Annotated in this window: 26 protein-coding genes; 12 read left to right on the plus strand and 14 right to left on the minus strand. The window is 70.7% G+C overall.

What is annotated here, in order from left to right; translation table 11 throughout:
- Positions 1–110: 110 nt before the first annotated feature.
- The 8 genes from ACFVXC_RS33435 (at position 111) to ACFVXC_RS33470 (ending at position 6,759) form a co-directional block, all read left to right on the plus strand.
- Entirely contained in the window at positions 111–890 is a 780-nt protein-coding gene (locus ACFVXC_RS33435; protein ID WP_389913128.1) for an amino acid ABC transporter ATP-binding protein, read from the plus strand.
- A 46-nt stretch (positions 891–936) separates the two neighbouring features.
- Positions 937–1,857 (plus strand): glutamate ABC transporter substrate-binding protein, encoded by a 921-nt coding sequence (locus tag ACFVXC_RS33440; protein ID WP_389913131.1) that lies wholly within the window; start codon positions 937–939, stop codon positions 1,855–1,857.
- A 168-nt stretch (positions 1,858–2,025) separates the two neighbouring features.
- Entirely contained in the window at positions 2,026–2,673 is a 648-nt protein-coding gene (locus ACFVXC_RS33445; protein WP_389913134.1) for an amino acid ABC transporter permease, read from the plus strand.
- Positions 2,670–3,611 carry an amino acid ABC transporter permease gene (locus tag ACFVXC_RS33450; protein ID WP_389913136.1) on the plus strand — a complete coding sequence of 314 codons (942 nt, stop codon included), beginning with the start codon at positions 2,670–2,672 and terminating at the stop codon, positions 3,609–3,611. The genes ACFVXC_RS33445 and ACFVXC_RS33450 overlap by 4 nt, the downstream gene beginning before the upstream one ends.
- Before the next feature lie 260 nt (positions 3,612–3,871).
- Positions 3,872–5,536 (plus strand): FAD-dependent monooxygenase, encoded by a 1,665-nt coding sequence (locus ACFVXC_RS33455; protein WP_389913139.1) that lies wholly within the window; start codon positions 3,872–3,874, stop codon positions 5,534–5,536.
- Between the two features lie 82 nt (positions 5,537–5,618).
- Positions 5,619–5,666, plus strand: a complete 48-nt coding sequence (locus tag ACFVXC_RS33460; RefSeq protein ID WP_389913210.1) for a hypothetical protein — start codon at positions 5,619–5,621, stop codon at positions 5,664–5,666.
- Positions 5,667–5,740: 74 nt separating this feature from the next.
- Positions 5,741–6,310, plus strand: coding sequence for a cysteine dioxygenase (locus tag ACFVXC_RS33465; RefSeq protein ID WP_389913142.1), 570 nt, complete (start codon positions 5,741–5,743; stop codon positions 6,308–6,310).
- Positions 6,307–6,759 carry a rhodanese-like domain-containing protein gene (locus ACFVXC_RS33470; protein ID WP_389913144.1) on the plus strand — a complete coding sequence of 151 codons (453 nt, stop codon included), beginning with the start codon at positions 6,307–6,309 and terminating at the stop codon, positions 6,757–6,759. Before ACFVXC_RS33465 ends, ACFVXC_RS33470 begins: the two co-directional genes overlap by 4 nt.
- 6 nt (positions 6,760–6,765) lie before the next feature.
- Here the strand turns inward: ACFVXC_RS33470 and ACFVXC_RS33475 are convergent, their stop codons facing one another.
- The 5 genes from ACFVXC_RS33475 to ACFVXC_RS33495 all read right to left on the minus strand — a co-directional run bounded on the left by ACFVXC_RS33475 (position 6,766) and on the right by ACFVXC_RS33495 (position 11,021).
- Positions 6,766–6,969, minus strand: coding sequence for a hypothetical protein (locus ACFVXC_RS33475; RefSeq protein ID WP_389913147.1), 204 nt, complete (start codon positions 6,967–6,969; stop codon positions 6,766–6,768).
- A 143-nt stretch (positions 6,970–7,112) separates the two neighbouring features.
- Positions 7,113–7,862: a recombination regulator RecX gene (gene recX, locus ACFVXC_RS33480; protein WP_389913149.1), complete on the minus strand. Its 750-nt coding sequence runs from the start codon at positions 7,860–7,862 to the stop codon at positions 7,113–7,115.
- Between the two features lie 3 nt (positions 7,863–7,865).
- Positions 7,866–8,999, minus strand: a complete 1,134-nt coding sequence (gene recA / locus ACFVXC_RS33485; RefSeq protein ID WP_389913152.1) for a recombinase RecA — start codon at positions 8,997–8,999, stop codon at positions 7,866–7,868.
- A gap of 355 nt (positions 9,000–9,354) precedes the next feature.
- Entirely contained in the window at positions 9,355–10,722 is a 1,368-nt protein-coding gene (locus ACFVXC_RS33490; protein ID WP_389913155.1) for an AI-2E family transporter, read from the minus strand.
- A 104-nt stretch (positions 10,723–10,826) separates the two neighbouring features.
- Positions 10,827–11,021, minus strand: coding sequence for a DUF3046 domain-containing protein (locus ACFVXC_RS33495; RefSeq protein WP_389913158.1), 195 nt, complete (start codon positions 11,019–11,021; stop codon positions 10,827–10,829).
- 79 nt (positions 11,022–11,100) lie between these two features.
- Here ACFVXC_RS33495 and ACFVXC_RS33500 point away from each other — a divergent pair, with 79 nt between their 5' ends.
- Positions 11,101–12,057, plus strand: coding sequence for a hypothetical protein (locus ACFVXC_RS33500; protein ID WP_389913160.1), 957 nt, complete (start codon positions 11,101–11,103; stop codon positions 12,055–12,057).
- Here ACFVXC_RS33500 and ACFVXC_RS33505 read toward each other — a convergent pair.
- The 4 genes from ACFVXC_RS33505 to ACFVXC_RS33520 form a co-directional block, all read right to left on the minus strand.
- Positions 12,028–13,227, minus strand: coding sequence for a PucR family transcriptional regulator (locus ACFVXC_RS33505; RefSeq protein WP_389913162.1), 1,200 nt, complete (start codon positions 13,225–13,227; stop codon positions 12,028–12,030). The genes ACFVXC_RS33500 and ACFVXC_RS33505 overlap by 30 nt on opposite strands.
- A 121-nt stretch (positions 13,228–13,348) precedes the next feature.
- Positions 13,349–13,657 (minus strand): AzlD domain-containing protein, encoded by a 309-nt coding sequence (locus ACFVXC_RS33510; protein WP_389913165.1) that lies wholly within the window; start codon positions 13,655–13,657, stop codon positions 13,349–13,351.
- Positions 13,654–14,484: an AzlC family ABC transporter permease gene (locus ACFVXC_RS33515; protein ID WP_389913168.1), complete on the minus strand. Its 831-nt coding sequence runs from the start codon at positions 14,482–14,484 to the stop codon at positions 13,654–13,656. Before ACFVXC_RS33515 ends, ACFVXC_RS33510 begins: the two co-directional genes overlap by 4 nt.
- Positions 14,454–15,347 carry an AraC family transcriptional regulator gene (locus ACFVXC_RS33520; protein WP_389913171.1) on the minus strand — a complete coding sequence of 298 codons (894 nt, stop codon included), beginning with the start codon at positions 15,345–15,347 and terminating at the stop codon, positions 14,454–14,456. The genes ACFVXC_RS33515 and ACFVXC_RS33520 overlap by 31 nt, the downstream gene beginning before the upstream one ends.
- A gap of 79 nt (positions 15,348–15,426) precedes the next feature.
- On the opposite strand from ACFVXC_RS33520, the gene ACFVXC_RS33525 reads away from it, so the two are divergent.
- From ACFVXC_RS33525 to ACFVXC_RS33535, 3 genes are all read left to right on the plus strand, one after another.
- Complete coding sequence (locus ACFVXC_RS33525; protein ID WP_389913173.1) at positions 15,427–20,127, plus strand: ATP-dependent helicase; 4,701 nt, start codon at positions 15,427–15,429, stop codon at positions 20,125–20,127.
- 95 nt (positions 20,128–20,222) lie between these two features.
- Positions 20,223–21,023 carry a DNA-formamidopyrimidine glycosylase family protein gene (locus ACFVXC_RS33530; protein ID WP_389913175.1) on the plus strand — a complete coding sequence of 267 codons (801 nt, stop codon included), beginning with the start codon at positions 20,223–20,225 and terminating at the stop codon, positions 21,021–21,023.
- A 90-nt stretch (positions 21,024–21,113) separates the two neighbouring features.
- A complete protein-coding gene (locus ACFVXC_RS33535) occupies positions 21,114–21,932 on the plus strand; it encodes an SDR family NAD(P)-dependent oxidoreductase (protein WP_389913178.1) in 819 nt (272 codons plus the stop codon).
- Positions 21,933–22,501: 569 nt separating this feature from the next.
- Here ACFVXC_RS33535 and ACFVXC_RS33540 read toward each other — a convergent pair.
- The 5 genes from ACFVXC_RS33540 to rimO form a co-directional block, all read right to left on the minus strand.
- Positions 22,502–22,972, minus strand: coding sequence for a Dps family protein (locus ACFVXC_RS33540; protein WP_389913181.1), 471 nt, complete (start codon positions 22,970–22,972; stop codon positions 22,502–22,504).
- 251 nt (positions 22,973–23,223) lie between these two features.
- Positions 23,224–23,598, minus strand: a complete 375-nt coding sequence (locus tag ACFVXC_RS33545; RefSeq protein WP_160507571.1) for a helix-turn-helix domain-containing protein — start codon at positions 23,596–23,598, stop codon at positions 23,224–23,226.
- Positions 23,599–23,707: 109 nt separating this feature from the next.
- Positions 23,708–24,337: a CinA family protein gene (locus ACFVXC_RS33550; RefSeq protein WP_389913184.1), complete on the minus strand. Its 630-nt coding sequence runs from the start codon at positions 24,335–24,337 to the stop codon at positions 23,708–23,710.
- Positions 24,337–25,050, minus strand: a complete 714-nt coding sequence (pgsA, locus tag ACFVXC_RS33555) for a CDP-diacylglycerol--glycerol-3-phosphate 3-phosphatidyltransferase (RefSeq protein WP_389913187.1) — start codon at positions 25,048–25,050, stop codon at positions 24,337–24,339. Before pgsA ends, ACFVXC_RS33550 begins: the two co-directional genes overlap by 1 nt.
- Positions 25,047–26,540 (minus strand): 30S ribosomal protein S12 methylthiotransferase RimO, encoded by a 1,494-nt coding sequence (gene rimO, locus ACFVXC_RS33560; protein WP_389913190.1) that lies wholly within the window; start codon positions 26,538–26,540, stop codon positions 25,047–25,049. The genes pgsA and rimO overlap by 4 nt, the downstream gene beginning before the upstream one ends.
- Positions 26,541–26,545: the final 5 nt, after the last annotated feature.

Below are 26,545 nucleotides of genomic sequence, written 5' to 3' on the forward strand. Positions count from 1 at the left end.
GTGTCCGGTTGCGGCCGGATCGTTATGCTCAATTTCCCCTCAGATGTAATGACGCTGGTCGCACCGGGTTATTACTGTCCTCCCAACCGAGGAGGATGGAGCAACAAGCCGTGACCGAAGTATCGGTGACCAAGGACGCCATACCGCCTGGAGCGGACGACCTGGTCGTGCTGAAGAACGTCAACAAGCACTTCGGCGCTCTGCACGTCCTCCAGGACATCGACCTGACCATCACCCGCGGTGAGGTCGTCGTCGTGATCGGCCCCTCCGGGTCGGGCAAGTCGACATTGTGCCGCGCCATCAACCGCCTGGAGACGGTCGAGTCGGGAGACATCTCGATCGACGGCAAGCCGTTGCCCCAGGAGGGCAAGGAGCTCGCCCGCCTCCGTGCGGACGTGGGCATGGTCTTCCAGTCCTTCAACCTTTTCGCGCACAAGACCGTGCTCGAGAACGTGATGCTGGGCCAGATCAAGGTGCGCAAGACGTCCAAGGCGGAAGCAGAGACGAAGGCACGTGCCCTTCTGGACCGCGTGGGTGTCGCCACGCAGGCCGACAAGTACCCCGCGCAGCTCTCCGGTGGTCAGCAGCAACGCGTCGCGATCGCACGCGCGTTGGCGATGGACCCCAAGGTGATGCTCTTCGACGAGCCCACGTCGGCGCTCGACCCGGAGATGATCAACGAGGTCCTGGAGGTCATGCAGCAGCTCGCGCGTGACGGCATGACCATGGTCGTGGTCACCCACGAGATGGGCTTCGCACGATCGGCGGCCAACCGCGTCGTCTTCATGGCGGACGGCCGGATCGTCGAAGAGGCCGTGCCGGACCAGTTCTTCAGCAACCCGCGCAGCGACCGGGCCAAGGACTTCCTGTCGAAGATCCTTAAACACTGAGGCTCCTACGTCGTCTCAACGCCAGTCGAATCTAAGGATGTTCACCATGAAGCTCCGTAAGTCCGCCGCCGCAGTAGCGGCGCTCGCCGCGCTCTCGCTTGCCGCCACGGCCTGCGGCGGCAAGGAGGGCTCCGCCGGCGACAAGCCGGAAGGACCGGACACCTCCGGTTCCAAGGCCCTCAGCTACGACGTCAAGAAGGACGCATCGGTCGACTCGTCCGTCTTCAAGGCCGCCAAGAAGCGCGGCAAACTGGTGATCGGCGCCAAGGCCGACCAGCCGTACCTGGGCTTCCAGGACCAGTCGACCAAGGAGTACTCCGGCTTCGACATCGAGATCGCCAAGATGATCGCGGCCGATCTCGGCTTCTCGCCGAAGCAGATCGAGTGGAAGACCGTCGACTCCGGCGCGCGTGAGACCGCGGTCGCCAAGGGCGACGTCGACCTGATGATCGGCACGTACACGATCAACCCCGAGCGCAAGAAGCAGATCGACTTCGCGGGACCGTACTTCCACGCCGGCGCCTCGCTCCTGGTCCGCAAGGACGAGAAGGAACTCACCGGCCCGGAGACGGTCCGCGGCAAGAAGGTCTGTTCCATCGTCGGTTCCACGCCGCTGCAGAACATCAAGAAGCCGAAGTACGGCGCCAAGGTCACCGAGCTCTCCAAGTACTCGGAGTGTGTCGCCCAGCTCCTGAACAACCAGGTCGACGCCGTCACCACGGACGACGCGATCCTGATGGGCTACGCGGCGCAGAACAAGGGCAAGCTCAAGGTCGTCGGCAAGCCCTTCTCGGACGAGCCCTACGGTGTCGGCCTGAAGAAGGGCGACACGGCCCTGCAGACGGCCGTCGCGGACGCCATCAAGGCGCACGAGGAGAACGGCGACTACAAGAAGGCCTACGACGCCACCCTCGGCAAGTCCGGCTCCGACTACAAGGACCCGCCGGCCTTCACCGACCCGAAGTAGTCCGGCACGTCCCGCTCCGCCCGCACCCATCAGCGGTGCGGAGCGGGACGTCCGCTGCCCGCATCGCTGCCGGACCTGTCGCACAACCCTGCCACCGCCCCCGGCCCCGCCGGCCGGGGCCCGTCGCGATCACCTGCGACCCGTCGCGAAAGACCTCGCGGAGAATTCATGGACGTACTGCTCGACAACCTGTCGCTTTTCCGCGAAGGGTTTTGGGGGACTCTCAAGCTGACCGCATCCAGCGCGCTCGTGGCTGTGCTGGCCGGGGTCATCATCGCCGGGTTCCGCGTATCACCCGTACCGCCGCTGCGAATATTCGGAACCCTCTGGGTCACGCTGCTGCGGAACACCCCTCTGACTCTGCTTTTCCTTGTGGCGTTCTTCGTCGTGCCCAAGGTTCTCTACCCCGACCTCGACTCGTTCCTCCTCGCCACGCTCGCCTGCGGTTTCTACACGTCGGCATTTGTCGCCGAAGCCGTCCGCTCAGGCATCAACACCGTGCCGCTCGGCCAGGCGGAGGCGGCCCGAGCGATCGGGCTCAGCTTCGCCCAGACGATGCGGCTCATCGTCCTGCCCCAGGCCACGCGCACGGTGGTGCCGCCGCTCTCCAGCATCTTCATCGCCCTGACGAAGAACACCGCCATCGCGGGTGCCTTCGACAACGTCGAGTTGTTCAACATCTCCAAGACGCTGAGCAATGAGGGCTACGACATCGTGATGATCTTCGTCTGGATCACCATCGCGTACCTGATCATCACGTACGCCATCAACGGCCTCTTCCGACTCCTTGAGCACCGCCTGGAGGTCGCCCGATGAGTGCCAACGTTCTCTTCGACGCCCCCGGCCCCAAAGCCCGCGTCCGCAACATCATCTACAGCGTTGTCGGCACCGCGGCTTTCCTGGGCGGCATTGTCTGGATCATTCTTCGACTGAACAGCAAGGGCGAGTTCGAAGGTGACCTCTGGGACATCTTCAACTACACCGGAATTCAGCAGAACATTCTGGACTCCCTCGTCGCCACGCTGAAGGTGTTCGCCCTCGCGGGCATCTTCTCGCTGGTGTTCGCCGTAGTGCTCTGTGTGGCCCGGCTCTCCGAGCACAAGCCGGTGCGCTGGTTCGCCGTCGCCTTCATCGACCTCTTCCGGTCGATTCCACTGCTCATCACCATCTTCGCGTTCTGGGTCGGCCTGGTCGGCGACATGACCCCGTTCTGGGCGCTGGTGATCGGCCTGACCATCTACAACGGATGCGTCCAGGCCGAGGTGCTCCGAGCGGGCATCAACGCGGTGCCCAAGGGGCAGATGGAGGCCGCCTACGCCCTGGGGATGCGCAAGACCCAGGTCATGGGTTCGGTGCTCTTCCCGCAGGCGATCCGGTCGATGCTGCCGACCATCATCAGCCAGCTGGTGGTGACGCTGAAGGACACCTCGCTCGGATTCTTCGTCCTCTACCCCGAGCTGCTCCAGTCGGCCCGACTGATCGCGAACAACACACCGGTCAACGGCGTGTACCCGTTCGTCCAGACGGTCACCGTGTTCGGCGTCATCTACATCGGGCTCTGCCTTCTCCTCTCGTCGCTCGCCACCTGGATCGAGAAGCGCGGACGTCGCGCCAAGACCGGTATCGCCGTCGCAGCGGCCGCCGAACCGGCCGAGGCACCCGGTGTGCTCGACCCCTCCGCGCCGCAGGGCCCCGCCGGGGACACCGCCGCGGCGGACGTACAGCCGGGTGACAGCCCGGAGAAGAAGAACTGACGCGATCCCAGGGGCAGTGACGCCCTGTCAGCAGCGCATGTCCCAGGGCCCGTCGAATCCGTTCGACGGGCCCTGACGCATGTCCCACCGGGCGCCCTCACGAACCATCCCAGAGGAACCCCGGCCACCCGTGCGTCCAGCTTGACGGCTCGCCGAGCAGTCTGTTGCATACGTTCTGTGATCGCGCACCGGGCTCCAACTGTAAGTTCCTGTACGTACGTCCAGCGCTCCCGGGCCCTCGCGGCGGGAGGGTGCGTCCCGTGGACCCGGTGATCGTCGTCGGCGCGGGCCCCGTGGGTCTCACGCTCGCCCTGGCTCTCGCGCGTCACTCCGTACCCACCGTCGTACTCGACGAAGGTCCCGGCAAGGACGAACAGCGGCCCGCCAGGACCGTCGTCCTGCGGGATGACACCGCGGCGCTCATGGAGCGGCTGACCGATCACTCGTTCGGTGACCAGGAATCCGGCGCGCGATGGGTCGGCCTGCGGTCCCTGCGGCGCAAGCAGCTGATGCGGGAGCTCACGTTCAGTGACGAGATGCCCGCCCCGCTGCATGTGCCCCAGCACGCGCTGACGGGCGCCCTGCGCGCGGCCATCGCCGAGGAGCGTCTGGTCAAGATCGCGGTGGAGAGCAAGCTCGACTCCCTGGAGGAGGACGCGGGCGGCCTCACAGCCCACACACGCGGCCCCAAGGGCACCTGGTGGCGCGGCAGTTATCTGGTGGGCTGCGACGGACCCCGGTCGACCGTGCGCAAGCTCCTCGACGTCCGCTTCCCGGGGCGCACGGCTGTCGAACGACACGCCGTGGCCGCGTTGCGCACGGAACTTCCCGGACCCGGCGAGGCGTTGTTGCATCGGATGCCTCCGTGGCGCCACGGAGGCGCCGAGGTGACGGGCCGCCCGCTCGCCGACGGAGTGTGGCGGCTCGACTGGCTGCTGCCGCCGCGCGGTGATCTCGTGACGCCCGACGCCCTGGTGGTCCGCATCCGCGAGACCCTCGCGGGCTGGTGCGGGGGTTCCACACCACCGTACGAGCTGCTCGACACGGGCGTGCACACCGTCCACCACCGTCTTGCCCGGCGGTGGCGGGTCGGCCGCGCCTTCCTCGCGGGGGACGCCGCGCATCTGCTCGGCGCGCTCGGTACGCAGGGGCTCGACGAAGGGCTGCGGGACGCGGACAATCTCGCCTGGAAGCTGGCCCTTGCCTGGCATCACGGCCCGCGGGACGCTCTGCTCGACAGCTACCAGACCGAGCGGCGGGCGAGCGTCGCCGCACGCCTGCGCGCCGCCGATCAGTCGCTGCCGATACTGCGGGGCGGCGGAGGTCTGCGCTCGTACGTGCCGGGGTCGGCGCGCGGGCACGACACACTCCTCACCGACGGCCATGTGGGCCGCGGGCCCCTCGGCGCGCCCACGTCGTACGCGGAGTCACCGCTGGCGCCCGCGCCCCTGGAGTCCGAGGTGGCCGTGGACACGGAGCCGGGGGCACCCGTGGCCGATGTGCCGGTGACGGCGCCCGACGGCTCCTTCGTGCGGCTGCGGGACCGGCTCGGCGTGGGGCACCTGCTCGTCGTCCTCGTCGCGCCCGGCACGGTTGTGTGGGAGCGGCGACACTGGGTGACGGCCGGGATCATGCCCCGGCTCGCCGCCGCCGTCACGGCGCTGCCGCACCCGGCGGAACTTCTCGTGGCGGAGAGTTACCCCGGGGCCCCCGCGCACTCGGTGCTGCTCATCCGCCCCGACGGTCACTTGGTCACCGCGCTCGGCGGGGTACGCCCCGCCGAGCTGTATACGGCGGCCGAGGCCGCTCTCGGCGGTGCGGTGCCCAAGCGTCGTGCGGACAGCGCGGACACCGCGGAGAAGAGTGCGGACACCGCGGAGAAGGAGGAGAGCACGGCCGTCGCGAGCCCGCCGACCACCCAGTGAACAGGAGTTGACCGGTACGCAGCGTCATGGTCTACTCCGAAATATGACCGACACCGATGTGCGCCTGTGGCGGAGGGTCCATATGGACCTCATCCGCTATGCGGGCTGCGTGTGTCGCACGTCCTGCTGAATTCGCCCTCCCTTCGCGCGCCCGCCTCTTCGGCTCTTCGGTGCGCGCTTCCGCGAACTTCCAGGACGGTAGCTGTGTCTCCTTCTGTCTCCACCGGCTCGACTTCCGCCGTTTCGACTGTCCCCACCACGCATGCCTCCACGCCGGCGCCCGCGCCCACCGCCGCCGAGCTTCTCGATTTCGTGCGCCGCAGCGCGGCCGACCCCGAGCTGATCGCCTCACTGCCGCTCGACCCCGAGGGGCGTACCTGGCTGCGCCTGGAAGGGCCCGGCGGCAGCGAGGCCTGGCTGATCGGCTGGCCGCCCGGCACCGGCACGGGCTGGCACGACCACGCGGAGTCGGTCGGTGCCTTCCTCACCGCCGCAGGCACCCTCAAGGAGAACTCGCTCGCCGCCCGGCTGCCCACCGACGGCTGGAAGACCCTGGAACTGTCCGAAGGAGTGGACCGCGAGCGCGAGTTGACGGCCGGCAAGGGCAGGGCGTTCGGCCAGAACCACGTACATGAGGTTCTGAACGAGTCCACGAGCGAGCACGCCGTCTCCGTGCACGCCTACTATCCGCCGCTGCCCCGCATCCGCCGGTACAGCCGTACGGGCGCGGTCCTGCGTCTGGAGTCCGTGGAGCGCCCGGAGGACTGGCAGTGAGTGAGCAGCCCGTAGACGCACGTCCCGCGGATGTACGTCCCGCAGATGTACGTCCCGTAGGCATCGACGAGTTGCTGGAGCGCGTGCGGCTCGACCTCGACCGGCTCACTCCGCGGGAGGCGCGCGACACCGCTGCCGCCGGGGGGCTTCTGGTCGACATCCGGTACGCGGCCCTGCGCGAGCGGGACGGTCTGATCCCCGGCGCCCTCGTCGTCGAACGCAATGAGCTGGAGTGGCGCCTGGACCCTCAGGGAAGCCACCGTGCCGCGCAGGCCGTGAGCCACGACCTGCGGGTCGTCGTGATCTGCAACGAGGGGTACGCGTCGAGTCTCGCGGCCCTCTCGCTGCGGCAGTTGGGGCTGCGGCACGCGACCGACCTCACCGGCGGTTTCCAGGCGTGGAAGGCCGCCGGGCTTCCTGTCGACACCGGCCTTCCTGCCGGGGGCTGAGCACATTCACTCCTTGGCCGTCGCCACCGTGACGGGGCGGGGCTTCAGGGCGGCGCGGCCAGGAAGCGCGGTCGCGGTGCGGGCGAGCAGAGCCGCGACGGCCACCACGCAGACGTACACCAAGTGCGTGATCGAGGGCGCGGCGCTGCCCGTCATGCCGACGCTGAAGGCCGACAGGACGGCGAGCGTCTTCAGCGGGGGTAACCCCACCCTCGGGCCGGGCAGGGGAGTTGAGGCATGGCGCGCCTAAGGAGCGAGACCTGTCCCGCGGAACGCAGAAGGGCCGGGCCGCGGTTCGCACCGCGCTGCCCGGCCCTGACCTGAGCCCCACCCCCGCGAGGGCCCTGGTCGGCTCAACCCCCGTCGTACCCCAAGTCCCCCGCGTCCTCGCCCTCTTCCTCCAGGGCCTGCCGGACGATCCGGAGTGCCAGGCCTTCCGAGTAGCCCTTGCGGGCGAGCATGCCCGCGAGGCGGCGCAGCCGCTTGTCGCGGTCGAGGCCCCGCGTGGCACGGAGCTTGCGGGCGACGAGCTCGCGTGCGGTCGCCTCCTCCTGCTCCGAGTCCAGCTGCCCCACGGCCTCCTCGATCAGCGTGGCGTCCACGCCCTTCGTACGCAGCTCCTGCGCGAGCGCTCGTCGGGCCAGACCCCGGCCGTGGTGCCGGGACTCCACCCACGCGCCCGCGAAGGCGCCGTCGTTGATCAGACCGACCTCTTCGAAGCGGGTGAGTACCTCGTCCGCCACGTCCTCCGGGATGTCCCGCTTGCGCAGCGCGTCCGCCAGCTGTTTGCGCGTGCGCGGGGTCCCGGTGAGCAGACGCAGACAGATCGCCCGCGCCCGCTCACCCGGATCCCCCGTCGGCGGATCCCCCTTCTCGGCCCTCGACGAGGAAGGGGGGCCGCTGTCCTGTGAACCGTCACCTCGACCTTCACCGAAGCCGCCACGCCGTCGGCGGCCCCTCCGGCCGCCGCCCCCGCGGAGGCCGGTGCCGTCACCGGCCCGGTCGGCGCCGCCCTGATCCGCACCGTCCGCGAGGCCTCGGCCCGCGGGGTCGGTGTGGTGCTCGGGAGCGATCTGGTCCGCCCAGTCCGTGCGCCGCGTCATGGATCAGCTCTTGGCCGCGGCGGCCTTGGGCTTGGTGACCTTGGCCGCCGGTGCGGGCACCGTCTTGGCGGCGTCCTCGGCCGCGCCCGTCACACCTGCCTCGTCCTTGCCGGGCTCGGCGGTCGGCTCCTCCGGCTTCGGCTTCACGCCGACGCCCAGCTTCTCCTTGATCTTCCTCTCGATCTCGTTGGCGAGGTCGGGGTTGTCCTTGAGGAAGTTGCGGGCGTTCTCCTTGCCCTGGCCGAGCTGGTCGCCCTCGTAGGTGTACCAGGCGCCTGCCTTGCGGACGAAGCCGTTCTCCACGCCCATGTCGATCAGGCCGCCCTCGCGGCTGATGCCCTGGCCGTAGAGGATGTCGAACTCGGCCTGCTTGAAGGGCGGCGCGACCTTGTTCTTGACGACCTTGACGCGGGTGCGGTTGCCGACCGCGTCCGTGCCGTCCTTCAGGGTCTCGATGCGGCGGATGTCGAGACGCACGGAGGCGTAGAACTTCAGCGCGCGGCCACCGGTCGTGGTCTCCGGGGAGCCGAACATCACACCGATCTTCTCGCGGAGCTGGTTGATGAAGATCGCGGTGGTCTTGGACTGGTTGAGCGCGCTGGTGATCTTCCGGAGCGCCTGGCTCATCAGACGGGCCTGCAGACCCACGTGCGAGTCGCCCATCTCGCCCTCGATTTCCGCGCGCGGCACCAGGGCCGCGACGGAGTCGATGACGATCAGGTCGAGCGCGCCGGAGCGGACCAGCATGTCGACGATCTCCAGCGCCTGCTCGCCGTTGTCCGGCTGGGACAGGATCAGGTTGTCGATGTCGACGCCCAGCTTCTTCGCGTACTCGGGGTCGAGTGCGTGCTCGGCGTCCACGAAGGCGACGGCGCCGCCCGCGCGCTGTGCGTTCGCCACGGCGTGCAGCGTCAGCGTCGTCTTACCGGAGGATTCCGGTCCGTACACCTCCACCACACGGCCGCGCGGGATGCCGCCGACGCCGAGCGCGACGTCGAGCGCGGTCGACCCGGTGGGGATGACCTCGATGGGGTCGTTCGGCCGCTCGCCCATGCGCATCACTGCGCCCTTGCCGAACTGCCGTTCAATCTGTGCGAGCGCGGCTTCGAGCGCCTTCTCGCGGTCGGTTCCTGCCATGGGTTCCACCCGATTTGCTTGTGTCGATCGCTTCACGTCAATGACGCTAGCGCCTGCCACTGACAATCCGCCCCGACGGCCGTCCGGCCTGTGGATAACTCGGGGCGATCGCCCCGCCGGAATCCGCCGGAGCCCCAGGGATCCCCCCGCGAAAACCCCGGGAAAACGCCGCCAGGCCATCCATGAGAATGGATGTTCGATTTTGGTGTCAAGCGCACCACGCGGCCCCACCGAGGGTACGGAAGGGTCCGGTCCGCCGGGCGCACATCGCCCCCGCGAGCCTCCGTGCCGCGGCTCTGTCCCTCAGAAACACCCCGGGGAATCCGGGGGACGGTGGCCTACAGACGCTCGCTGCCTACTGACGTTCGCCCGGGCCCGCACCGGAAGCCGGGTCCGCCCCGGACTCCGGGCCCGCACCAGAATCCGGGCCCGCACCGGAGTCCGGGCCCGCACCTGAAGCGGCCTCGTCCGCCGCCACCTCGGCCTCCGATGCCGCCCCCGGATGGTTCGGCCCGCGCAGAGCACGCCGCATGCGCGTGAGCAGCGACGTTCCGCCCCTGCGCCGGTGCCCGTGGACGCGCGGGTCGTCCGTGACGTCGTACCGCTTCACGTACGCCCCCAGGAAGGCCTGCAGGGTCGCGATCGCCGGGATGGAGATCAGGGCGCCGACCGCGCCGAGGAGTGCCGTGCCCGCGATGACCGACCCGAAGGCGACCGCCGGGTGGATGTCCACGCTCTTGGCGGTGAGCTTGGGCTGCAGGACGTAGTTCTCGAACTGCTGGTAGACCACCACGAAGATCAGCACCCACAGCGCGTACCAGGGATCGACCGTGAAAGCGATCAGCATCGGCAGCGCGCCCGCCAGATACGTGCCGATGGTGGGGATGAACTGGGAGACCAGGCCGACCCACACAGCGAGCACGGGCGCGTACGGCACGCCGAGTGCCTGCAGCAGGATGTAGTGCGCGACTCCGGAGATCAGCGCCATCAGGCCGCGCGAGTAGAGATAGCCGCCGGTCTTGTCGACCGCGATCTCCCAGGCCCGGAGCACCTCGGCCTGCCGGGCGGGCGGGAGCACGGAGCAGAGCGCTCGCCGCAGACGCGGGCCGTCGGCCGCGAAGTAGAACGAGAACAGCAGGACCGTCAGGAGCTGGAAGAGACCGCCGAGGACCTGCCCCGACACGTCGAGGACGCCGCTGGCGCTGTTCTGCACGTACTTCTGCAGCCAGTCCGAGTGGACCAGGCTGTCCTGGATCTCGACCCGGGAGAGCTCCGTGTGGAAGGTCTGGTTGATCCAGCTGATGACCTTGTCGAGGTAATCGGGGAAGTCGTCGACCATGTCCACGATCTGGCCCGCGAGCATCGAGCCCATGAGCGTGACGAAGCCCGCGCTCGCGATCAGGACACCGAGGAAGACCAGGAAGGTCGCGAAGCCCCTGCGCAGCCCGCGCGCGGCCATCCAGCTCACCGCGGGCTCGACCGCGAGCGCCAGGAAGAACGCGATCAAAATGTTGATCAGGAGCCCGGTCAGCTGATGGAAGGCCCAACTGCCCAACTGGAAACAGGCGATGAGCGCGAGGGCCAGCACCATGGCGCGTGGCAGCCAGCGCGGCATGCTGGCGCCCCGCCCCGTCCCCGCCCCGTTCGGGGGCTGTGCGGGCGGCGTCGTGCCGAGCGGAGCTACATCCTGGGTGACCTGCGCGGTCTCGTCTGTCGATGCCACGAGCCCAGTCTCGCCCACGCCACCGGCATTCAGCCGCCGCCCCCCACATCTTCGTGCCCACCAGAACCCGGGGAGGGCCCGCCCGCGGACGGCGCTGCCCGCCGTCAGCGCCTGGCGGCCGGTACGTCCATCGCCGCGCACACGGCGCGCCAGACGTCCTTGGCGTCCCAGCCCGCGTCCAGCGCCTGATGCACCGTGCGCCCGCCGAGCTCCGCCATCACGTGATCGCGAGCGAACGAGTCGGCGTACCCCTGTCCGAAGTGGTCCGCCATCCGCTCCCAGAAAATCGTCAACCGCATGCCTCCAGTATCACGCCCCTGAGAGTGCAGCCGGACGCAGAGGGCTTACCGAAGGCGCTTTCCGGCCTACGGTCTGTGCATGGCCGAAACCGGAGCATCCCCGCACGCCGTGCCCTCGCCGGTGGCACGCGCCGAGCACTTCGTCTGGCTCACCGCGCGCGTCCTCGAGCAGCGGCGTTTCGCGTACCACTTCCTGAGCGGCACGGGCGGCGGTGGAGCCGACCCGCTGGCCGACGCGGTCGAGTCCGCCCTGGCCGCTTACGACACCGAGGACGGCGGGTACGGATATGCGCTCGAACCGGATCTGCGCGGCCCCGTGAGCCAGCCCCTGCACGTCGGGCACGCGCTGCGCGTCCTGGACTCGATCCGGCGTTGCGGTGGGCAGCGGGTGGAGCGCGTGTGCCGTTATCTGACCTCGGTCTCCACGTCCGACGGCGCCCTTCCCGCGATCCATCCGAGCCAACGCGGCTACCCCTCGGCTCCGTTCGTGCCCGTGGTGGACGATCCGCCGAGCGAACTCCTCACCACCGGCCCCGTAGTGGGCCTGTTGCACCGCAACGAGGTGTGGCACGCCTGGCTGTTCAGGGCCACCGACTTCTGCTGGGCCGCCGTCGAGTCCCTCGAGAAGTCTCATCCGTACGAGATCCAGGCGGCCGTCGCCTTTCTCGACGGGGCGCCCGACCGCCCGCGCGCGCAGGCGGCCGCCGACCGGCTCGGCAGGCTCACCCGGGAGCAGCGCCTCGTCGCGCTCGACCCCGGACGGCTCGACGGGTATCCCGTGGCACCCGGATACGCACCGGATGAGCACCACTTCGCCCACGACTACGCGAAGACGCCCGAGTCGCTCGCGCGCGCGTGGTTCACCGACGAGGAGATGGCACGCTCCCTGGACTTCCTCGAACAGGAGCAGCAGGAGGACGGTGGCTGGCCGATCCGCTGGCGGCAGTGGGCGCCGGGCAGCGCCCTCGAATCGCGCCCGATCGTCACCGTGGAGGCGCTGCGCACGCTACGGGCGCATGGACGCCCCATCGCCTGACGGTGCTTCCTCCGCCTCCCTCAGGAGCAGCGCCGCGATGGCGAGTGCCGTGCCGCGCGGTGCCGACAGGTCGATGCCGGTGCGTTCGCCGATCTTCGCGAGGCGGTTGTCGACGGTGTTGGGATGCAGACCGAGGGCGGCGGCGGTCGCCCTGCGCTCCTGCTGATGGGCGAGGTGGGTGCGCAGCGTCTCCAGGAGTTCGGGGTGGTCGGCCACCGGGTCGAGCAGCGCGGAGATGAGGTGGCTGCTCTCGTTGCGGCGGGAGAGGTGGTACTCAAGGAGCACGTCCTCCATGCGGTGCAGGCCCGGAGGCATCCCGCACGCGCGCGTGATGCGCAGTATCTCGGTCGCGGTGCGGGCCGCGCCGGTCACGGCCTCGGGCCCGGCGGCGTCCACCGCGGCCACGCGCACCGGAAGGTCGCAGGCCTTGCCGAGACGGCGCGGCAGGTCATCGGGCGGCCCGCACTCCTTGGGCACGATGACCCGCCCGCCGCCGGCCTCCAGGAGCGCGAGCACCTCCACGTCGAAGGCGTGGTCCAGGGCGGTCTGCACACGCCGCAGCCGCCGCCGTACCGCCACGGGGCCTTCGGCCGGCGCCCCGTCGAAGCCGACCGCGAGGACGAGCGCGGGCCCCGCCAGACCCAGTTGGCCGAGAAGCACGTGGCCGGGCGGCACCATGCCGTCGAGCAGGCCGCGGATCAGGGAACCGCGCTGGGCGCGCTGCTCGGCCTCCAGTGCGGAGCGCTCGTCCAGGTAGGTCTCGGCCACGGTCCCGACGATGGCGGGGTGCGACTGCAGCAGCACGTCCACGAGTTCGATCAGGGCCGCTTCCTCTCCGGGGCGTGCCACGTCGCGCAGCGCCTGCCACAGGACGTAGACCCCCAGGGCGTGCGTACGCAGCAACAGGTGCAGCGGCATGCCTTCTTCCGCGCGCTGTGCCGCTCGCTCACGGAAGACCCGGTGGCTGCCGGGCTGATCGGTGACGCGACGCAGGAAGAGGCGCACTCCGTGGCGTGCGGTCGCGGCTATCTCCAGGTCCTTCACGTCGTCGGGGAGCTCCGCGTATCCGGGCAGTTCCTCGAACGACTCACGGGCCATCCTGCGGGCCAGTTCATTGACCCTGGGCTCGCAGCGCGCCGCGAGGGATCTGGCTTCGGAGGACAGCGCCACGGTGTCTCCTCTCCGGGGGCGGTCGCAAGGGGCGGGGCCGCGGTGGTGACGCGTCACATTACCCACGGGGCCCGTGTACGAAGGGATGGGGTGTTCGAGGCTGCGGGGACGGCGGCAGCGGTCAGCCCGTGAGCGCCCGCACCCCCGCGGTGACGACCACGGCCGCCCCGATGACGACCAGGAACGGGGCGCGCAGCAGCAGCGCCACGGCTGCCGCCACGAGCCCCAGGGCCTTGGCGTCGAGCTGTAGGACCCGCCCTTCGGCGAAGGCCTGCTGGGCCGTGAGCGCGGCGAGCAGCGCCACGGGCAGCAGGGCGGCCATGCGCCTGACGAGCGGGCGCTCCAGAGCGCCGACGGGCACCAGCAGGCCCGCGAGTTTCACGAGGTAACAACCGACGAAGGTCACGCCGATCGCGATCCAGATGTTCAACGGTCTTCCTTGTGAGTGTTGTGGGTGTTGGGAGCGTGGTGGGTGTGGGGAGCGTGGTGGGTGCCGTCGGGGCGCGCGCCCTCCCTGGCGGCGGTCCTGCGGCCCTCTACGTAGAGCACGGCCGGCGCGGCGAGCGCGGCCACCAGGACCGGCACGCCCGCGGGCAGTACGGGCAGCAGGCCGAGCCCCAGGACGACCGCGATCCCCGCCACGGCCCGCTCCGTAGGCGTACGCAGCATCGGCGCGAGGAGCGCGAGGAAGACCGCGGGTCCCGCGGCGTCGAGCCCCCACGCGTCGGTGTCACCGATGGCCTCGGCGCCGAGAGCGCCGAGCAGCGTGGTGATGTTCCACAGCACGTAGAGGCTCAGCCCGGTGACGGTGAAGCCGATGCGGGCGGCGCGCCGTGTCGGTTGGGCGAGGGAGACGGCGGTGGTCTCGTCGATGACCCAGTGGGCCGCGAACGGGCGCAGCGCGCGCGGCAGGGACAGGAGCTGCGAGAGCCGCAGTCCGTAGAACGCGTTGCGTACGCCGAGGAAGAAGGCGCCCGCCGCGGCCGTGAACGGATTCCCGCCGCCCGCGAGCGCCCCGACCAGCGCGAACTGCGAGGCGCCGGTGAAGACCAGCAGACTGAGCGCGCAGGTCTGCGGCACGGTGAGGCCGCTGCCCGCCGAGGTCACTCCGAAGGCGAAGCCGGAGAGGCCGACGGCGATCCCGACGCCGAGGGCGTCGCGGACGACGGCGGAGTCGGGTTTCCTCGGTGTGCGGTCGCCTGTCATGTCTGCCCGGGGGTCGGCTTCTACGTCTGCGGGTGTCGTCTGTTCTGCCACACGCCGGACGGTACGAGCAGGGCCGATTCCCCGTCTTGTACGTTCTTGCGCTCGCGCTGGTAGGCCCCGGGCGGTACCCCGACGATCCGCGCGAAGTGCCGGTTCAGGTGTGGTTGGTCGGTGAACCCCACGGCGACGGCCGCCTCCGCGGGCGCCGCCCCCGCGTCCAGAAGGCGCCGTGCGGCGCGCACACGCGCGTCGGTGAGCCACGTGTGCGGCGGCATCCCGTACGCGTCGCGGAAGGCCCGCAGCAGGGCGAAGGGGCCGACTCCCAGATCGGCTGCGAGCCGCTCCAGGCTCGGCGGGTCGGCGAGACGCTCCTGGAGGACGTCACGCGCGCGTGCCGCGACCCTGGCACCCGCCGTGCGCACGGCACGCTGCGGAACGGGTCCGCCGTTCAGCCGAAGCAGCCGGGTCGCGGCCACCCGCAGCAGAGTATCGGCGGCGAGCGCGTTGCCCTCCTCCGCGGCACGCAGCACCCGGTGGACGAGAGTCACGGCGTACGGGTCTTCGAGGACCGGACGGACGAAGCCGGGGGTCCCGCGGACGTTGGTGGTCTCGGCGGCGATGGCCGCGACCAGATCAGGCGACGGATAGACCACCCCGTACCGCCACCCCTCGGGCACACCGGCCCGGCCCGTGTGCATGGTGTCGGGGTTGATCAGGGCGACGGTTCCGGGCCCGGCGTGCTGCTCGGCGCCGCCGTGGTGGAAGACGTCGACGCCCTCGGCGATCGCGGCGATCACGAAGTGCTCGTGGGTGTGCCGCACGAAGGTCTTGCTGATGTAGTGGGCACGCAGCAGATCGACGCCTGGCAGCTCCGCGTACCGCCAGTGCCGGGCCTGCTCCGACGAACCTGCCATGACTCCATTCTGCGACAGCCACGCAAGCCCTTTTCCGCAGGTCGGGGCAGTTGTCAGTGGCGGGGTGCACGATGGGGTCATGGTCAGGTCCGCCTCCAGCGCCCTCGGCGCTCTCGATGAGTTCTCCCCCGCGACCCGCAGCTGGTTCACGGGTGCCTTCTCCGCGCCCACGTCCGCGCAGGCCGGGGCGTGGAAGGCCATCGGCGAGGGCTCGGACGTGCTGGTCGTCGCGCCCACCGGCTCGGGCAAGACGCTCGCCGCGTTCCTCGCGGCCCTCGACCAGCTGGCCTCGACCCCGCCGCCCGCCGACCCCAAGAAGCGCTGCCGGGTGCTGTACGTGTCTCCGCTGAAAGCCCTGGCGGTCGATGTGGAGCGCAACCTGCGCAGCCCGCTGACCGGCATCCGGCAGGAGTCCGTCCGCCTCGGGCTCCCCGAGCCGGAAGTGCGGGTCGGTATCCGCTCGGGCGACACCCCGCCCGCCGAGCGCCGCGCCCTGTCCACCCGCCCGCCGGACATCCTGATCACCACACCCGAGTCGCTCTTCCTGATGCTCACCTCCGCCGCGCGGGACGCCCTGACGGGCATCGAGACGGTGATCCTGGACGAGGTGCACGCCGTCGCGGGCACCAAGCGCGGCGCCCATCTCGCCCTCTCCCTGGAGCGGCTGGACGAGCTCCTTCCCCGGCCCGCCCGCCGCATCGGCCTGTCGGCGACGGTCCGTCCTGTGGACGAGGTGGCGCGCTATCTGTCCCCGCAGCGCAGGGTGGAGATCGTCCAGCCGCCGTCCGGCAAGGAGTTCGACCTGTCCGTGGTCGTGCCGGTCGAGGACCTCGCCGAGCTGGGCGGTTCACCGGTCGCCGACTCGGACCAGGGCGCGGAGCGCCCCTCGATCTGGCCGCACGTCGAGGAACGCATCACCGACCTGGTCCAGGCGCACCGCTCGACGATCGTGTTCGCCAACTCACGCCGTCTCGCGGAGCGCCTGTGCAACAGGCTCAACGAGATCGCGTACGAACGCGCGACGGGAGAGCCTCTCCCCGAGGACCACTCCCCCGCCGAGCTGATGGCCGAGTCGGGCGCGGCCAAGGGCGCCCCTCCGGTCCTCGCACGGGCCCACCACGGCTCGGTCTCCAAGGAGCAGCGCGCACTCGTCGAAGAAGATCTGAAGGCGGGCCGCCTGCCCGCCGTCGTCGCCACCTCCAGCCTGGAACTGGGCATCGACATGGGCGCGGTCGACCTGGTCGTCCAGGTCGAGTCACCGCCCTCCGTGGCCTCCGGCCTGCAGCGGGTCGGCCGGGCAGGGCACCAGGTGGGCGCGGTCTCCACCGGCGTCGTCTTCCCCAAGTACCGAGGGGACCTGGTGCAGGCCGCCGTGGTCACCGAGCGGATGCGGACCGGCTCCATCGAGTCGTTGCGCATCCCGGCCAACCCCCTGGACGTCCTGGCACAGCAGCTCGTCGCGACGGTCTCCCTCGACACCTGGCAGGTCGACGACCTGCTTGCCCTGGTCCGCCGCGCCGCATCCTTCGCCTCGCTCCCGGAGTCGGCGTTCACGGCCGTCCTGGACATGCTCGCGGGCCGCTATCCCTCGGACGCCTTCGCGGAGCTGCGCCCCCGAGTGGTCTGGGACCGCGTCGCAGGCACCGTCACCGGGCGCCCCGGGGCGCAGCGCCTCGCGGTCACCTCCGGAGGCACGATCCCCGACCGCGGCCTCTTCGGGGTCTTCCTGGCCGGCGCCGACCCGAAGAAGGGCGGAGGCCGCGTCGGAGAGCTCGACGAGGAGATGGTCTACGAATCCCGGGTGGGCGACGTCTTCACACTCGGCACCAGTTCCTGGCGCATCGAGGACATCACGCGCGATCGCGTGCTCGTCTCCCCCGCGCCCGGTGTCCCTGGACGGCTCCCCTTCTGGAAGGGCGACCAGCTGGGCCGCCCGCTCGAACTGGGCCGTGCGGTGGGCGCGTTCCTGCGGGAGGTCGGCTCCCTGTCGCGCGACGACGCACGCGTGCGGCTGCGGGCCGCGGGCCTGGACGACTGGGCGGCCGACAACATCCTGACGTACCTCGCCGAGCAGCGTGAGGCCTGCGGCCACATCCCGGACGACCGCACGATCGTGGTCGAGCGCTTCCGCGACGAGCTGGGCGACTGGCGGGTCGTGGTGCACTCCCCGTTCGGCGCGCAGGTGCACGCGCCCTGGGCTCTGGCGCTCGCCTCCAGGCTGACCGAGCGGTACGGCATGGACGCCCAGGTCATGCACGCCGACGACGGCATCGTGCTGCGCCTGCCGGACGCCGATCTGATGAGCCTGGACCTGCTCGACCAGGAACCCACCGACCAGCATCTGGAGTACGAGAACTTCGACAATGAGAAAGCCCCCGTAGGGGCTGCGGACGTCGCCTTCGACAAGGGCGAGGTCAACCAGATCGTCACCGACCAGGTGGGCGGCTCGGCCCTGTTCGCCTCGCGGTTCCGTGAGTGCGCCGCCCGCGCGCTGCTGCTGCCGCGCCGCAGCCCCGGCAAACGCACGCCCCTGTGGCAGCAGCGCCAGCGTGCCGCGCAACTGCTCCAGGTGGCGAGCGAGTTCGGATCGTTCCCCATCGTCCTGGAAGCGATCAGGGAGTGCCTCCAGGACGTCTTCGACGTCCCCGGCCTCACAGAACTGATGGGCGACATCGAGTCCCGCAAGGTCCGGCTCGTCGAGGTCACCACCCCCGAGCCGTCCCCCTTCGCGCGCTCGCTCCTGTTCGGCTACGTGGCGCAGTTCCTGTACGAGGGCGACTCACCGCTGGCCGAGCGGCGCGCGGCGGCCCTCTCCCTGGACTCCCGGCTGCTCTCCGAGCTCCTCGGCCAGGCCGAGCTGCGCGAGCTGCTCGACGCGGACGTCCTGGCGGAACTGGAGCAGGAGCTCCAGTGGCGCACGGAGGACCGCCGCGTCAAGGACGTCGAAGGCGTCGCCGACCTGCTGCGCCTCCTGGGGCCGCTCACCGAGGCCGAGTTGGCCGAGCGCGGCGGCGACCCGGAGTGGGCGCGGGAGCTGGCCTCCGCCCGCCGCGCGATCCGCGTCCGCATCGCCGGGGCCGATCACTGGGCGGCGATCGAGGACGCGGGCCGCCTGCGTGACGCGCTGGGCACAGCGCTGCCGGTCGGTGTCCCCGAGGCGTTCACCGAGCCCGTCAAAGACCCCCTCGGTGACCTCATCGCGCGGTTCGCCCGCACCCACGGCCCCTTCACCTCCGCCACCGCCGCCGCCCGCTTCGGCCTGGGCGCGGCGGTCACCGAGGGCGCGCTGCAGCGCCTCGCCGCGGGCGGACGTGTCGTACAAGGAGAGTTCCATCCGGCGGGCATCGGCCAGGAGTGGTGTGACGCGGCCGTCCTGCGCCGCCTTCGTCGCCGCTCCCTGGCCGCCCTGCGGCATGAGCTGGAGCCGGTGCCGCCCGCCGCGCTCGCCCAGTTCCTGCCGCAGTGGCAGCACTTGAGCGGGCACGGGCTGAGGGGCGTGGACGGCCTTGTGCGCGCCATCGAGCAGTTGCAGGGGGCGACCGTGCCCGCGTCCGCCCTCGAAAAGCTCGTCCTGCCCTCCCGCGTAACCGGGTACGCACCGGCGATGCTCGACGAACTCACCGCCGCCGGAGAGGTGGTGTGGGCCGGGTCCGGATCCCTGCCGGGCAAGGACGGCTGGGTCTCCCTGTATCTGGCCGACGCCGCACCCCTGCTCCTGCCGCCGGCCCATCCCCTGGAACTCACCGCGCTCCATCAATCGGTCCTTGACACCCTCTCCGGCGGGTACGGCCTGTTCTTCCGGCAGATCGCCGACCAGGTCCGCGCCACCACACACCCCGAGGCCTCCGATACCCAACTGGCCGACGTGATCTGGGATCTCGCCTGGTCCGGACGGCTCACGAACGACACCCTCGCCCCGATGCGCTCGCTCCTGGGCTCGGGCCGCACCGCGGGCTCCACGGCCCACCGCGCCAAGCGCTCCGCCCCGCGCGGTCGCTACGGCACACTGACGGCCGCCGCCCGCCCCACCTCGCGCACGGGACCGCCGACCGTCGCGGGCCGCTGGTCGCTGCTCCCCGCCCGCGAACCCGACCCCACCCTGCGCGCCCATGCCCTGGCCCGCACTCTCCTGGACCGGCACGGCGTGGTGACCCGCGGGGCCGTCGCGGCCGAGGGGGTCGAGGGCGGCTTCTCGGCGACGTATCGCGTCCTGTCCGCCTTCGAGGACAGTGGTCAGGCGCGGCGCGGCTATGTCGTCGAGGGGCTCGGCGCCGCGCAGTTCGCCATGGACGGCGCGGTGGACCGGCTCCGCGCGGCGGCGAACGCCCGCGACCGCACGGACAGCTCGCCGTCGGCCATGAACTACTCCCCACGCTCCTCGGAGACCCAGGCCCTCGTTCTGGCCGCCGCCGACCCGGCCAACGCCTACGGAGCAGCGCTCCCCTGGCCCGATCCGCCCACCGACGCGGGCCACAAGCCGGGCCGCAAGGCAGGCTCCCTGGTCGTCCTCGTCGACGGCGAACTGACCCTCTATATGGAGCGCGGCGGCAAGACCCTCCTTGCCTGGCCATCGGCCCCGCAGGACGACGCCCCCGCCACCGAGGACGCCCGCCTGCACGCGGCCGCCGAAGCCCTCGCCGCCGCGGCCCGAGCGGGCTCACTCGGCACGGTCACGGTCGAGCGCATCAACGGAGGCTCCTCCCTGACCTCGCCCTTCGCCCCACTCCTGGAAGGAGCGGGCTTCCACGCCACCCCACGGGGCCTACGCCTGCGCGCGTGACGCCCAGCGCATGAGGCCACCAAGCGCACCCACAGCCGCGCCCGAAGCCCCTCGCCTCGCCCTCGCCCCGCGACCGACATGCCACCCTGGACCTCATGCCCGAAGGGGACACCATCCACCAGGCAGCCCGGCGGCTGCACACCGCTCTCGCCGGGCACGTGGTCACGCGCTCCGACCTCCGCGTACCGAAGCTCGCGACCGTCGACCTCACCGGGCGCACCGTCCTGGACGTCACCCCGCGCGGCAAACACCTCCTCACCCGCATCGAGGGCGGGCTCACCCTGCACTCCCACCTCCGCATGGAAGGCTCCTGGCGGCTGTACGCCCCCGGCGAGCGCTGGAGCGGCGGCCCCGGCTACCAGATCAGGGCGATCCTGGGCACCGCCGAGCGCACAGCCGTCGGCTACCGCCTGCCCGTACTCGAACTCATGCGCACCGCCGACGAGCACAAGGCCGTAGGACACCTCGGCCCCGACCTCCTGGGCCCGGACTGGGACCCCGGCAGAGCGCTCGACAACCTCCTCGCGACCCCCGAGCGCCCCCTCGGCGAGGCCCTGCTCGACCAGCGCAACCTCGCGGGCATCGGCAACGTCTTCAAGAGCGAGATCTGCTTCCTCCTGGGCACCACACCGTGGCTCCCCATCGGCGAGCTCTCCGCCGAGACGGCCGCACGCCTCCCCGCCCTCTCCAAGAAGCTCCTGGAAGCCAACCGCGACCGCCCCTCGCGCACCACCACGGGCCGCGACCTCCCTGGCCGGCGCCTGTACGTCTACGGTCGCGCGCCCCACCCCTGCCTGCGTTGCGGCACCCCGATCCGCAAGGCACAGCAGGGCGACGGCTCCCGCGACCGCCCCACGTACTGGTGCCCCACCTGCCAACGGGGCCCGGCCCCCTGAATCCGGCCCCCAAGCACCGCACCCGGCGCACAGCACCCCACACCCGCACACCAGTTGACGCCCCGTCAGATTCGGCCGTACCGTCCCGTCATGCCCATAACGGCGTACGACCTCAGCGGACGCACCGCATTCGTCACCGGCGCGGCAAGCGGCATCGGCAGGGCCTCGGCCGTACTGCTCGCGGAAGCAGGCGCCACCGTCCACTGTGCCGACCGCGACACCCAGGGGCTCCACGAGACGGCCACGCTCATCAAGGACGCGGGCGGCGCCGCGCACACCCACCCCTTGGACGTGGCGGACAGAACCCAGGTCGACCAGGCCGTCGCAAGCGCCACGGCAGCCACGGGCCGCCTGGATGTCATGGCCGCCATCGCCGGGATCATGCACAACAGCCCGGTACTGGAGACCCGCGACGAGGACCTCGACCGGGTCCTGAACATCAACTTCAAGGGCGTCCTGTACGCCTGCCAGGCCGCGGCCCGCGCGATGATCGCCGCAAACGCCGACGAGACCAACGACACCCGCCGCCGCCACCCCGGAAGCAGCTGCGGCAGCATCATCACCATGGCCTCAGGAGCCGTGGACACCGGCGGCCCCGGCCTCCTCTGCTACGGCGCCGCGAAAGCCGCCGTCGTCCAGCTCACCAAGACCCTCGCCACCGAGGTGGGCCCGCACGGCATCCGCGTCAATGCCGTCGCTCCGGGCTGGATCCGCACCCCCATGACCGACCGCCACGACAGCGACGCCCAAACGCACACCGAAGGCCTGATGGTCCGCATGTCCCCGCTGGGCCGCGTCGGCGAACCGGAGGACATCGCGCACGCCGTCCTGCATCTGGCTTCGGACGCGTCCGCCTTCACGACGGGCCAGATTCTCCGCCCGAACGGCGGCGTCGCCATGCCTTGGTGACGGCACCGGCAGCGGCCCGAGCGGCACCCCTGGCCGTACGCTCCTCGGACCACCGCGGCGCACGCCCGCCGGGCCACCGCGCACCATCCGTTCGCGGAGTGCGCGCTCTGGCCAGGGACGCGGCGCGCACCGCCCGGGACTGCGGCACGCAGTGCACCGGCAGCAGACTCAGCCCCCACCCTCCGGCGGCGACGGCCCCCTCCAGAACACCCGCATCAGGAGCCAGCGCCAGCCGCAGCACGCCCCACCACCAGAGCGCCCCGAACGCCAGAGCCGGCGTCCACCGCACGACTTTCCATGCCACGGCCACCACCTCCGCACGAGGCCCGCTCGATATCCGACGCCGGACGCCCCCCCCCGGACGCCCCCTGGGTGCACGCTAGACGCCCCGCTTCACCGAGCGGGAGGGCGCACCACAGAGCACACGAGGCACAGCCACCGCCCCGTTCAGCCCCGCCCCGCCCTGATCAACCGTTCCTTGCTCACTCGGCAGCTCTCGACTCGCTCGACTCGCTCGACTCGCTCGGCAGCTCTCGGTGGCTCTCGGTGGCTCTCGGTGCTTCTCGGCATCAGCCGCTCTCCGCCTGGAACATCCAGTGATGCTTCTCCAGATCGGCCGTGATCCCGATGAGGATGTCCTGGCTCACCGGATCCGCCTCACCGGTCGCCTGGACCCGCTCCCGCATCCGCGTGATCACCGCACCGAGCGCGTCCACGAGCGTTCCGACCGCGTCCGTGTCCTTGACCCAGCCACCGGCGACCTCGCCGATGCCGCTGCTCCGCCCCACGGTCGCCGCACGGCCGTCGGGCGAGACCCCGAGCGTGGAAGCCCGCTCGGCCACCGTGTCGGAGTGCGTCCGTGCCGTGTCCACGACCTCGTCGAGCTGCAGGTGGACGGAGCGGAAGCGCGGGCCGACCACGTTCCAGTGGATCTGCTTGGCCACCAGGGAGAGGTCGACCAGGTCCACGAGCGCCCCCTGCAGGGCATCCGAGACCGTTTTCAGATCCGCTTCGGACAGGGGGCTCTTCACGACGTTCATCCAACCTCCAAAGATCATGGGATCGCGTAAGCGAAAATCCCCACCAACCATGACACGAGTGCACCAATAGGGACATCTCACAGTCGGTTCAGCAGATGAACGAGTCACCTCAAATCGCAGCTTTAGACAGCTCTCTTTCAGCGGCTCTCGAACGCGAACCGGACGTCAGAACGCACGAAGCCCCGGCCGGTAACCCGGCCGGGGCTTCGTCACGTCTGAGCGCTCAAGCAGTGTGCGCAGTCAGCGCGGCATCACGCGGCGACGACGTCCACCGCCTCCGCAGGCGCCTTGATGGTCACCCGTTCCGGCGGCACACCGCTCACCGAGACGGAATTGAGCATGGGGCGAACCGGTGCACGCACCGGTTCCGTAGCCGCTGCCGACGCAGCCAGTTCGGCGAGAGAGAGCTCATCGCTCACCTCGCGCATGAGCTCGGACATCCGTACGTCAAGCGCGTCGCAGATCGCGGAAAGCAGCTCGGAGGATGCCTCCTTCTGCCCCCGCTCTACCTCGGAAAGATAGCCGAGCGAGACTCGGGCGGACGAGGAGACTTCGCGCAGAGTACGGCCCTGGCGCTGGCGCTGCCGACGCAGCACGTCACCCAGCAGGCGACGGAGCAGAATCATCGGTGGCTCCCTCCTCGGACCGCGTAGCCGCATCCTTCACGCCCCACCGTACCGCCTCGCGCCGCGGCCGTGCGGGGAGCGATGTCGTGTTCACTCAGGGCTGCAAACATCAAGTCCCCCCGTTCTGTTCCGTATCCTGTGCCCGCCCATTCCCAGCACGTTCGCCGGACAGCCGCTCGATCAGCAGCCTGAGCACGCTCCGTGCACTCTCCATACGAATGTCCGAACGCTCACCGTTCAACCGCAGTGCCGCCACTTTCCCCTCAGAGCGAAGCGCGTACCCAGGCCCGCCGACCGCGGAAACCGGCCCGCCGACCGCTGAATCCGGCCCGTCGAGCGCCACGAAAACGGTTCCGACCGGCTGCCCGTCCTGCGGATCCGGCCCCGCGACGCCCGTGGTCGCGATTCCCCAGTCCGCCCCCATGACTTTGCGCACACCGGCCGCCATCTGCAGCGCCACCTCGGCATCCACGGCTCCACGCTCGGCCAGAAGAGTGCCGTCGACTCCGAGCACCTGATGCTTCAGCTCGGTCGCGTACGCCGTCACGGACCCCCTGAAGACCCGCGAGGCCCCCGGCACCGCCGTCAGCTCGGCGGCCACAAGACCCCCGGTGAGCGACTCGGCGACGGCAAGCGTCTCACCCCGGGCCTGAAGAAGCCGCAGAACCTCCGCGGCCGGCTCGGCGGCGAGGTCGGCGGACGGATCGGTGGAAAGACCGGCGAAAGGATCGGCGGACATCAGGTCGCCGACTCCCGGGCTCCCTCGCCGGAGGCCGCAGCGGAAGCGGCTGCCGCTTCCCGCGCCTCCGCGAGGCCGAGGCGGCGCAGCACGACCGCCTGCCGCACGTAGTCGAGCCCGGTCAGGACCGTCAGGACGACGGCGACCGCCATCACCCAGAACCGCAGCGTGGCCAGTGGTCCCGTGAGCGCCAGGACGTACATCCCGGCCGCCACGCCCTGCCAGAGCGTCTTCATCTTGCCGCCACGACTGGCCGGAATGACACCGAAGCGGATCACCCAGAACCTCAGCAGTGTGATCCCGAGCTCACGCCCGAGAATGACGCCCGTCACCCACCACGGCAGATCGCCGAGGTAGGAGAGGCAGACCAGCGCGGCGCCCATGATCGCCTTGTCGGCGATGGGGTCGGCGATCTTCCCGAAGTCCGTGACCAGGTTGTACGTGCGTGCCAGGTGTCCGTCGAACAGGTCGGTGATCATGGCGACGGCGAAGGCCGCCCAGGCCCACGCCCGCCAGGCCGGGTCGTACCCGCCTTCGGCGAGCAGGAGCATCACGAAGCCCGGCACGAGCAGCAGCCGGATCACCGTCAACAAGTTGGCGACGTTCCACACGCTGGCCTGATTGACGGCCGCAGCGCCCAACTTTCCACCGCGCACCGGCTTGGCGCCCTGCGCGCCGGAGCCGCCCGCCGCGGATGCCGGGACTCCGGTCATCTGCGCGCCTCCTCGGCCGGGATCCGGGGCGGGTCCCCCAGAATTTCGCTGTACTCAGCCACCAGGTCCACGCCTTCCGTGCCGACCACCTTTGCCACGACCATACGGCCGACCTGCAGGCCGTCCCCACCCGTGGCGCCCGTGAAGCGGATCTGGCCGTCCGTCTCGGGCGCCTGGTGAGCCGCCCGGCCGATCGCGCCGTCCTCCTCGTCCACGGACTCCACGAGCACCTCGACGGTCTCACCGAGACGGTCGTCGGCGCGCTGCGAGGTCAGTTCCTCGGCGAGCCGCGAGATACGCGCGAGCCGCTCGTCGACGACGTCCTGATCCAGCTTCTTGTCGTACGTCGCCGCTTCCGTGCCCTCCTCGTCGGAGTACCCGAAGACGCCGATGGCGTCCAGCCGCGCACCCGTGAGGAACCGCTCGAGCTCGGTGACGTCGGCCTCGGTCTCCCCGGGGAAGCCCACGATGAAGTTGGACCGGACACCGGCCTGCGGTGCCTTCGTCCGAATGGTGTCGAGGAGCTCGAGGAACCGGTCGGTGTCCCCGAAGCGCCGCATCGCCCGCAGCACACCGGGCGCGGAGTGCTGGAAGGACAGGTCGAAGTAGGGGGCGACCTTCTCCGTGGAGGTCAGTACGTCGATGAGCCCGGGGCGCATCTCGGCGGGCTGGAGGTAGCTGACCCGCACCCGCTCGATCCCGTCGACGGCGGCCAGCTCGGGCAGCAGCGTCTCCAGGAGCCTGATGTCCCCGAGGTCCTTGCCGTACGAGGTGTTGTTCTCGGAGACGAGCATGACCTCCTTGACGCCCTGCTCGGCCAGCCAGCGCGTCTCGCCGAGGACATCGGAGGGGCGCCGCGAGATGAAGGAGCCGCGGAAGGAGGGGATGGCGCAGAACGAGCAGCGCCGGTCGCAGCCGGAGGCCAGCTTCACCGAGGCGACGGGGTTGGTGCCCAGACGCCGCCGCAGCGGGGCGCGCGGCCCCGAGGCGGGTGCGAGGCCGTCGGGCAGGTCCACGGGCGCGTGCCCGGGAAGCGCGACGTCGGAGCCCGCCTCCTGCCGCTCGGCAGGGCTGATCGGAAGGAGCTTGCGCCGGTCGCGCGGGGTGTGGGCCTCGACACTGCCACCGCTCAGGATGGTGTTCAGGCGGGAGGAGATGTCGGAGTAGTCGTCGAAGCCGAGGACACCGTCGGCTTCGGGCAGGGCTTCGGCGAGCTCCTTGCCGTACCGCTCGGCCATGCAGCCGACGGCCACGACGGCCTGGGTCTTGCCATGACCCTTGAGGTCATTGGCTTCCAGGAGGGCGTCGACGGAGTCCTTCTTGGCGGCTTCGACGAATCCACAGGTGTTGACTACGGCGACGTCCGCGTCTTCGGCGGCCTCGACGAGCTGCCAGCCGTCCGCCTCCAAGCGGCCTGCGAGCTCCTCCGAGTCCACCTCGTTGCGGGCGCAGCCAAGAGTGACAAGGGCGACGGTGCGGCGTTCAGGCATGCTCT

This window comes from Streptomyces sp. NPDC058257, assembly GCF_042881845.1.
Lineage (GTDB): Bacteria > Actinomycetota > Actinomycetes > Streptomycetales > Streptomycetaceae > Streptomyces.